General features: G+C 71.5%; 7 protein-coding genes. 2 read left to right on the forward strand and 5 right to left on the reverse strand.

From position 1 onward, the window contains the following. Window positions 1-262: 262 nt before the first annotated feature. Window positions 263-1,969, reverse strand: coding sequence for a glycerol-3-phosphate dehydrogenase/oxidase (locus tag CCN35_RS24605; protein WP_086794387.1), 1,707 nt, complete (start codon window positions 1,967-1,969; stop codon window positions 263-265). Between the two features lie 322 nt (window positions 1,970-2,291). On the opposite strand from CCN35_RS24605, the gene CCN35_RS24610 reads away from it, so the two are divergent. Beyond that, on the forward strand, window positions 2,292-3,500 hold the full coding sequence (locus CCN35_RS24610; protein ID WP_067397114.1) for a nucleotide sugar dehydrogenase: 1,209 nt from the start codon (window positions 2,292-2,294) through the stop codon (window positions 3,498-3,500). Window positions 3,501-3,672: 172 nt separating this feature from the next. Here CCN35_RS24610 and CCN35_RS24615 read toward each other — a convergent pair whose 3' ends face one another. From CCN35_RS24615 to CCN35_RS24630, 4 genes are all read right to left on the reverse strand, one after another. Next, window positions 3,673-4,797: a GuaB3 family IMP dehydrogenase-related protein gene (locus CCN35_RS24615; RefSeq protein ID WP_067397113.1), complete on the reverse strand. Its 1,125-nt coding sequence runs from the start codon at window positions 4,795-4,797 to the stop codon at window positions 3,673-3,675. A gap of 128 nt (window positions 4,798-4,925) precedes the next feature. Then, window positions 4,926-6,434: an IMP dehydrogenase gene (gene guaB / locus CCN35_RS24620; RefSeq protein ID WP_067397112.1), complete on the reverse strand. Its 1,509-nt coding sequence runs from the start codon at window positions 6,432-6,434 to the stop codon at window positions 4,926-4,928. 241 nt (window positions 6,435-6,675) lie between these two features. Further along, on the reverse strand, window positions 6,676-7,263 hold the full coding sequence (locus CCN35_RS24625; RefSeq protein WP_067397111.1) for a sigma-70 family RNA polymerase sigma factor: 588 nt from the start codon (window positions 7,261-7,263) through the stop codon (window positions 6,676-6,678). A 663-nt stretch (window positions 7,264-7,926) separates the two neighbouring features. Beyond that, window positions 7,927-8,538 carry a response regulator transcription factor gene (locus CCN35_RS24630; RefSeq protein WP_003948568.1) on the reverse strand — a complete coding sequence of 204 codons (612 nt, stop codon included), beginning with the start codon at window positions 8,536-8,538 and terminating at the stop codon, window positions 7,927-7,929. A 380-nt stretch (window positions 8,539-8,918) separates the two neighbouring features. Here CCN35_RS24630 and CCN35_RS24635 point away from each other — a divergent pair, with 380 nt between their 5' ends. Continuing rightward, window positions 8,919-9,251 (forward strand): WhiB family transcriptional regulator, encoded by a 333-nt coding sequence (locus CCN35_RS24635; RefSeq protein WP_067397110.1) that lies wholly within the window; start codon window positions 8,919-8,921, stop codon window positions 9,249-9,251. Window positions 9,252-9,394: the final 143 nt, after the last annotated feature.

Here is a 9,394-nt window from a genome sequence, read left to right on the forward strand (position 1 = left end):
TAACCTCTCAGGGCAATACAACTAGGTGCCGATCCTTCGGACCATTCGGTCCATACCCCGCACCGCGCCGGCCGCAAAAGGGCGGGGCCGTGCCGCGATCCGCTGTGACGCAGATCCGGTGCAGGCCGCCTGAGCGGCCCTCACAGGACATCCGCGGGCGGTCTGCGGGCGCCCCCGGACGGCCCGGGACACCCCGAGACGGCCCGGGGACACCCTGGAGGACGGCTCGGGGACGGGCCGGAGACGGGCCCGAGGCCCTTCCTTACGACGGCACGATGTCCGGCGCTCCCAGCCGGGCCGCGTCGGCCGTCAGGTCGTCGGGCTGGCGCTGCGACTCCCGCTCGGCCTCCACCCGCTTCTCGTAGTGCTCGACCTCGCGTTCGATCTGCTCCTTGTCCCAGCCCAGGACCGGTGCCATCAGCTCGGCGGCCTCCCGGGCGCTGCGCGTGCCCCGGTCGAAGGTCTCGATGGAGATGCGGGTCCGCCGGGTCAGCACGTCGTCCAGGTGCCGTGCGCCCTCGTGGGAGGCGGCGTAGACGATCTCGGCGCGCAGATAGTCGTCGGCGGCCCGCAGGGGCGCGCCCAGCGCGGGCTCCTCGGCGATGAGGGCCAGCACCTCCCGGGCCGCCGACCCGTACCGCCTGAGCAGGTGCTCCACCCGCACCACATGGAGGCCGTACTGGGCGGCGATGCGCGCCCGTGCGTTCCACAGGGCGGGGTAGCCCTCGGCGCCGAACAGCGGTATCTCCTCGGTGACGCAGTCGGCGACCCGCATGTCGAGGCCGTGCACCGCCTCGTCCACGGCGTCCTTGGCCATCACCCGGTACGTCGTGTACTTGCCGCCCGCGACCACGACCAGGCCCGGCACCGGGTGGGCCACGGTGTGTTCGCGCGACAGCTTGCTGGTGGCCTCGGACTCGCCGGCCAGCAGCGGCCTGAGTCCGGCGTACACGCCCTCCACGTCGTCGCGGCCGAGCGGCACCGCGAGGACCGAGTTCACGCGCTGCAGCAGATAGTCGATGTCGGCGCTGGAGGCGGCCGGGTGGGCCTTGTCGAGGTCCCAGTCGGTGTCGGTGGTGCCGATGATCCAGTGCCGGCCCCAGGGGATCACGAACAGGACGGACTTCTCGGTGCGCAGGATCAGCCCGGTGGCGGAGTTGATGCGGTCCCTGGGCACGACGAGGTGGATGCCCTTGGAGGCGCGGACGTGGAACTGGCCGCGCTCGCCCACCATCGCCTGGGTGTCGTCGGTCCACACCCCGGTGGCGTTGACGACCTGCTTGGCGCGGATCTCGTACTCGTCGCCGCTCTCCACGTCCCGCACCCGGGCGCCGACGACCCGCTCGCCCTCGCGCAGGAACCCGGTGACGCGCGCACGGTTGGCGGCCTTCGCGCCGTACGACACCGCGGTGCGCACCAGGGCGGTCACGAAGCGGGCGTCGTCCACCTGGGCGTCGTAGTACTGCAGGGCGCCGACCAGGGCGTCCTTCTTCAGGCAGGGGGCGACCCGCAGGGCGTGACGGCGGGTCAGGTGGCGGTGCAGGGGCAGGCCCCGGCCGTGGCCGCGGGCCAGCGACATGGCGTCGTAGAGGGCGACGCCGGAGCCGGCGTACAGGCGCTCCCAGCCCCGGTGCCGCAACGGGTAGAGGAACGGCACCGGCCGGACCAGGTGGGGGGCGAGGCGCTCCAGCAGCAGGCCGCGTTCCTTCAGCGCCTCACGGACGAGCGCGAAGTCGAGCATCTCCAGATAGCGCAGTCCGCCGTGTATCAGCTTGCTGGAGCGGCTGGAGGTGCCCGACGCCCAGTCGCGCGCCTCCACGATGCCGGTGGACAGACCACGGGTGACGGCGTCCAGGGCCGTGCCCGCGCCGACCACGCCTCCGCCCACGACCAGGATGTCCAGCTCCCGCTCGGCCATTCCCGCCAGGGACTCGGCGCGCTGCGCCGGCCCCAGTGTCGCTGTCCTCACCGCTGCCTCCCGCTGTCGGTCGCGCCGGCCGCACCCGTCGGCGAAGCCCGTTCCCGTCCCCCCCTGCCCCTGTGGTGCTCCGTGGTCCTCCCGTGCCGTTCCCTCACCTCCTGCTTCTGCCCAAATTCTGACGGGATTGCCCGTCTTCAGCCACCAGTCGCCCCCCAGCCTGTGGACAACCGCCTCGACTCACCGAGAAACACGCTGGTCAATCCCGCAAAACGGTCATATTTACTCCTAGTCTGACATTGCGCTCGCTCGTCCTGTCCACAGGACTTGCGTCTCTGCCACGCCTCGGTTACTGGGAAGGACGGCCCACGCCATGCCCGCAGATCTCGCCGTCATCGGACTCGGTCCTCTCGGCCTGCCCCTGGCCCAGGCCGCCGTCGCCGCCGGCATTCCGACCCTGGGGTATCGCGCCGGGGAGGAGTCCGGTGCGGTCAGCCCCGCCGAACTGCGCCGGATGCTCTCGGGGGGCTTCCGGCCGACCGCCAACCCGGCCGAGCTCGGCCGGGTGCGCACCGTGGTGATCTGTGCGGCCACCCCGCGCGGCGCGGACGGCGGTCTCGACCTGGGCCAGGTGGAGGCCGCCGCCCGTACGCTCGCCGGGCATCTGCGCCCGCACACCACCGTGATCCTGGAGTCCCCCGTGCACCCCGGGACCACGGAGGACCTCCTGCGGCCCCTGCTGGAGGAGGGCTCCGGTCTCCGGGCGGGCCGCGACTTCCACCTCGCCTACTCCCCCAGTCGCGTCGACCCCGGCAACCGCGTCTTCACCCCCGCCAACACCCCCAAGGTGATCGGCGGGCTGACCCCGGCCTGCACCGAGTCGGCCGCCGCGTTCTACGGCCGGCTCACCGACAAGGTGGTCCGCGCGCGCGGGCTGCGGGAGGCCGAGACGGTCCAGCTCCTGGAGACCAACTACCGGCACGTCAACATCGCCCTCGTCAACGAGATGGCCGTCCTCTGCCACGACCTCGGCGTCGACCTGTGGGACGTGGTCCGCTGCGCGGAGACCAAGCCGTTCGGCTTCCAGGCCTTCCGCCCCGGCCCCGGCGTCGGCGGCCACGGCGTCCCCCAGGACCTGGCCGGCCCGACGAGCCGCGGCCTGCGCATGGTGGAGCTCGCCCAGCAGGTCAACAGCCGTATGCCCGGCTATGTCGTGCAGCGGGCCGCCACGCTCCTGAACGAGCACGGCAAGTCGGCCCGGGGCGCCCGTGTCCTTCTGCTGGGCGTCACCTACAAGCCCGACCTCGCCGATCTCCAGGGCACCCCCGCCGAGGAGATCGCCGTCCGGCTGCTGGGGCTCGGCGCGTCGGTCAGCTACCACGACCCGTACGTGCCCGCCTGGAGCGTCCTGGACCGGCCCGTCCCCCGCGCGGACTCCCTGTACGAGGCGGTGGCGGACGCCGACCTGACGATCCTGCTCCAGCACCACCGCACGTACGACCTGCAGGGGCTGTCGGTCAAGGCACAGCTGCTGCTGGACACACGAGGGGCGGCGCCCACGGGAGCGGCGCACCGGCTGTGACACGAGGGGCGTGCACGGCCGTGAAAGAGGCCGCACGGCCCGTACGGACCCCTCGGCCGCCGGAAACACCCCCGCCGCGCGCCATGGGGCACCACGCCCCGCCCGGGCATGCGCGAAGGGGCCCGGTCACCCGCACGGGCGGGCGGCCGGGCCCCGGGACGAACGTCGTGGGCTACCGCTTGTGCTGCGCGTCCCCCACCGTGACCTCGACCCGCTGGAACTCCTTCAGCTCGCTGTAGCCGGTGGTGGCCATCGCCCGGCGCAGCGCACCGAAGAAGTTCATGGAGCCGTCGGGGGTGTGCGAGGGGCCCGTGAGGATCTCCTCGATCGTGCCGACCGTGCCCAGGTCGACCTTCTTGCCGCGCGGCAGCTCCGCGTTGACGGCCTCCATGCCCCAGTGGTGGCCCCTGCCGGGCGCGTCCGTGGCACGGGCCAGCGGGGAGCCCATCATCACGGCGTCCGCGCCGCAGGCGATCGCCTTGGGCAGGTCGCCGGACCAGCCGACGCCGCCGTCCGCGATCACGTGCACGTACCGGCCGCCGGACTCGTCCATGTAGTCGCGGCGGGCGGCGGCCACATCGGCGACCGCCGTGGCCATCGGGACCTGGATGCCCAGCACATTGCGCGTGGTGTGCGCGGCGCCGCCGCCGAAGCCGACCAGGACGCCGGCCGCACCGGTGCGCATCAGGTGCAGGGCCGCGGTGTAGCTGGCGCAGCCGCCGACGATCACCGGGACGTCGAGCTCGTAGATGAACTGCTTCAGGTTCAGCGGCTCGTGCGAGGAGGAGACGTGCTCGGCCGAGACCGTCGTGCCGCGGATGACGAAGATGTCCACGCCCGCGTCGACGACGGCCTTGGAGAACTGGGCCGTGCGCTGCGGGGAGAGCGCGGCGGCGGTGACCACACCGGAGTCGCGCACCTCCTTGATGCGCTCGCCGATCAGCTCCTCCTTGATGGGGGCGGAGTAGATCTCCTGCAGCCGGCGGGTGGCGGAGTCGGCGGGCAGCTCGGCGATCTCGTCGAGCAGCGGCTGCGGGTCCTCGTAGCGCGTCCACAGGCCCTCGAGGTTGAGCACGCCCAGGCCGCCCAGCTCACCGATGCGGATGGCGGTGGCCGGGGAGACGACCGAGTCCATGGGGGCGGCCAGGAAAGGCAGCTCGAAACGGTAGGCGTCGATCTGCCAGGCGATCGAGACCTCCTCCGGGTCCCGCGTGCGGCGGCTGGGGACGATCGCGATGTCGTCGAAGGCGTACGCCCTGCGGCCGCGCTTGCCGCGCCCGATCTCGATCTCAGTCACGTTGGTGGCCTTTCCCTGATGCGTTGCGGCGTCTTCCAGTATCGCCGACCCCCATGGCGAGGGCGGCCCCGGAGCAACCGGAGCCGCCCTCGACCGGACGCCGGACGTGCCTCACACGTGCGCGGGCGTCACTGCTTGCTGCTGTAGTTCGGCGCCTCGACCGTCATCTGGATGTCGTGCGGGTGGGACTCCTTCAGCCCCGCCGAGGTGATCCGCACGAAGCGGCCCTTGGCCTGCAGCTCGGGAATGGTCCTGCCGCCGACGTAGAACATCGACTGGCGCAGACCGCCGACCAGCTGGTGGACGACCGAGGCCAGCGGGCCGCGGTAGGGCACCTGGCCCTCGATGCCCTCGGGGATCAGCTGCTCGTCGGAGGCGACGCCCTCCTGGAAGTAGCGGTCCTTGGAGAACGACTTGCGGTCGCCGCGGGAGCGCATGGCGCCGAGCGAGCCCATGCCGCGGTAGGACTTGTACTGCTTGCCGTTGATGAACTGCAGCTCGCCCGGGGACTCCTCGCAGCCGGCCAGCAGCGAGCCCAGCATCACCGTGTCGGCGCCGGCGACCAGGGCCTTGGCGATGTCGCCGGAGTACTGCAGACCGCCGTCGCCGATGACCGGGACACCGGCCTCCTTGGCGGCCAGCGAGGCCTCGTAGATGGCGGTGACCTGCGGGACGCCGACGCCGGCGACCACGCGGGTGGTGCAGATGGAGCCGGGGCCGACCCCGACCTTGATGCCGTCGGCACCCGCGTCGACCAGGGCCTGGGCGCCCTCGCGGGTGGCCACGTTGCCGCCGATGACGTCGACCGCGGACGAGTTCGACTTGATCTTGGCGACCATCTCGCCGACCAGCCGGGAGTGACCGTGCGCGGTGTCCACGACGATGAGGTCGACGCCCGCCTCGATCAGGGCCTGGGCCCGCTCGAAGGCGTCACCGGTCACCCCGACCGCCGCGCCGACCAGCAGCCGCCCCTTGGCGTCCTTGGCGGCGTTGGGGTACTGCTCGGCCTTGACGAAGTCCTTGACGGTGATCAGGCCCTTGAGGATGCCCTCGTCGTCGACCAGCGGCAGCTTCTCGATCTTGTGCCGGCGCAGCAGCTCCATGGCCTCCGCGCGGGAGATGCCCACCTTGCCGGTGACCAGCGGCATCGGTGTCATGACCTCGCTGACCCGGCGCGAGCGGTCGGGCTCGAAGGCCATGTCCCGGTTGGTGACGATGCCCACCAGCTTGCCGGAGGGGTCCGTGACGGGGACGCCGCTGATGCGGAACTTGGCGCACAGCGCGTCGGCCTCGGCGAGCGTGGCCTCCGGGTGGATCGTGATGGGGTTGGCCACCATGCCGGACTCGGAGCGCTTGACCAGGTCGACCTGGTTGACCTGCTCCTCGATGGACAGGTTGCGGTGCAGCACCCCGATGCCGCCCTGGCGGGCCATCGCGATCGCCATGCGCGACTCGGTCACCTTGTCCATGGCCGCGGACAGCAGCGGGATGTTGAGCCGCACGTTCTTGGAGACGTACGAGGTGGTGTCGATCTCGTCGGGCGCCATGTCCGACGGGCCCGGCAGCAGCAGCACGTCGTCGTAGGTCAACCCGAGTGTCGCGAATTTCTCGGGCACTCCGTCGACGTTGGCAGTCATGACACCTTCCCCAAATGGCCTTGATCGGTGCGGATGTCCATGCTAACGGCAAGCACGGCTGTCTCATTCCACGGTTCCGGAACGCTTCGGCCCTTGTGCGTTCGCACGGACGCGTATGCGGATGTGCACGCAGATGTCCGCAGATGCGCACGGAACCGCCGCACCGCCGGTTCGGCCACCGGGGCGCCCGTGGGCCGGGCCGGTCCCGGTGAACGGTGCCCGCTGCCCGGCATGGCGGTGCCTACTGTCCGGCCAGGGCGCGCAGACGGCTCAGCGCACGGTGCTGGGCCACCCGGACCGCGCCCGGTGACATGCCCAGCATCTGTCCGGTCTCCTCCGCCGTCAGCCCCACCGCGATCCGCAGAAGCAGCAGCTCCCGCTGGTGCTCCGGCAGGTTGGCCAGCAGTTTCTTGGCCCACTCGGCGTCGCTGCTGAGCAGGGCGCGTTCCTCGGGTCCCAGGGAGTCGTCCGCACGCTCGGGCATCTCGTCCGAGGGCACGGCCGTGGAGCCCGGGTGCCGCATGGCGGCACGCTGCAGATCGGCGACCTTGTGGGCGGCGATGGCGAAGACGAATGCCTCGAAAGGGCGGCCGGTGTCCTTGTAGCGCGGCAGGGCGAGCAGAACGGCGACGCAGACCTCCTGGGCGAGGTCCTCCACGAAGTGACGTGCGTCGCCCGGGAGCCGGGACAGCCGGGTGCGGCAGTAGCGCAGCGCGAGCGGATGAACGCGGGCGAGCAGGTCGTGGGTGGCCTGTTCGTCGCCGTCGACGGCGCGGTGGACGAGTGCACCGATCGCCCCCTGGGCCAGTGCCGCCTGGTCGTCGCGCATCGGTCCATGGTGCCTTGGCGTCGTCCGATCCGTGGCACCGCCTCGGTGGTTGTGCACCGAAGCGTTATGAGCAGGTGCGCCGAAGCTCATCCCCTGCGCCCTCCCCTTCCGCTCGACCGACTCGTCCGCGAGAACTCCACACCTCAAGCATGCGTCATCCCCGCCGGAACGAGCAGCGGGCACCGGCGGGCCGCTTTGCCACCGGCGGCGCGATGAGGTAATGGGCCGCGCACGCACCTCGACGGGTGTCATCGATTGTCACCGGTGCCGTGCCGCGCCGTGCCACCCCCCACCGCACGGCATGCGGTCCTCTGCCGCGCCCGCCGATGCCCTGCCGGCCGGCGGCCTTGTCGGCAGTGTTCGCCACCCGCCCGGACGGCCGAGCCGTGTCCGCGTGTGCCCGGCGGGCGCCGGGGCCGCACGGCGGCCGCCGGCACCGGCCGGCGTCGTGTGCGGGGCGGGGGCACCCGCCTCCCGCCGGCGTCCCTCGCGGCGCCGCAGCGCAGGGCGCACCCTCGTACGACCGACGCTCCCCCACGCCGCCACCGGGCGTGGGGGTGCCGTCGCGTCTTCCCCGGTCCTGGCCGGCCGGTCTCCGCCGCCGTCGGGCGGCCCGGTGCGCCGGCCCGGATCCGGGGTCTTGCGGATCCTCCGGGCCTGTCCCTAGCGGACCAGGCCCCATCGGAAGCCGAGCGCCACCGCGTGCGCGCGGTCCGAGGCGCCGAGCTTCTTGAACAGGCGGCGGGCATGGGTCTTGACCGTGTCCTCGGAGAGGAACAGCTCACGGCCGATCTCCGCGTTCGAGCGGCCGTGGCTCATGCCCTCCAGGACCTGGATCTCACGCGCCGTGAGCGTGGGCGCGGCGCCCATCTCCGCCGAGCGCAGCCGGCGCGGGGCGAGTCTCCAGGTGGGATCGGCGAGGGCCTGCGTCACCGTGGCTCGGAGCTCCGCGCGGGAAGCGTCCTTGTGCAGATAGCCACGTGCGCCGGCGGCCACGGCGAGCGCCACACCGTCGAGGTCCTCGGCGACGGTGAGCATGATGATGCGCGCGCCGGGGTCCGCGGACAGCAGGCGCCGAACCGTCTCGACGCCGCCCAGTCCGGGCATGCGCACATCCATGAGGATGAGATCGGAGCGGTCGGCGCCCCAGCGGCGGAGAACTTCCTCGCCGTTGGCCGCCGTCGTCACGCGCTCGACGCCGGGCACGGTCGCCACCGCGCGGCGCAGCGCTTCTCGGGCAAGCGGGGAGTCGTCGCAGACGAGGACGGATGTCATGGCCGTCCTCCGCAGCTGATGCGCGTCACCTTGAGCCTCCAGGCTGGTACGAAATCGTCACCTGTGCGGTCGACCGTCTCGGACGCCCGCCCGAGCACTTGTGCTTTCAACCGCCTCCGCACTCTCAACGACGGTCACTCGAAAGGGTTACGGGCTGTACGCCGTCTTCGGCACTCTACGTGAGGGAGCGGACACAGCGCAGACATGAACGTCGGACCCTCAACTTTTCATCACAAGGTATGCCCCATTTAGCCCCTTTTCTTCCCGTTTACCGGTGTCTAGGGCTAGATTCTCAATGAGTCATATTTTCATCTCCTTAGACCGGAGATGTACGGTCGTTGGCACCGTATCCGCCACGAACGGCTACAAGGGGTCACGCAATGGCAGATTTCTCCCGCCTTCCCGGACCGAACGCGGACCTGTGGGATTGGCAGCTGCTGGCTGCCTGCCGTGGAGTGGACAGCTCGCTCTTCTTCCATCCCGAGGGCGAGCGCGGGGCGGCTCGGAGCGCTCGAGAGAACTCGGCCAAGGAGGTCTGCATGAGGTGCCCGGTCCGTGCGGAATGCGCGGCACACGCCCTGGCGGTGCGCGAGCCGTACGGCGTGTGGGGCGGCCTGACCGAGGACGAGCGCGAGGAACTCATGGGGCGGGCGCGGAACAACCGGGCGATGTCGACGTCATCCAGCAGCGGAAGTGCCGCCCAGGACAACTGAAGGAACGTTTCTGCTCCGGTCGCGGCGGAGTACGGGCACGGACCGCACGGCCGCGGACGGCCGCACCGCAGGAACGACAGGACACGTGCACATCACACGATCAGCCGCAGGGCACGCACGCATGCGTGCCCTGCGGCTGATCG

It is taken from the genome of Streptomyces thermovulgaris (assembly GCF_002155915.1).
Classification (GTDB): Bacteria; Actinomycetota; Actinomycetes; order Streptomycetales; family Streptomycetaceae; genus Streptomyces; species Streptomyces thermovulgaris.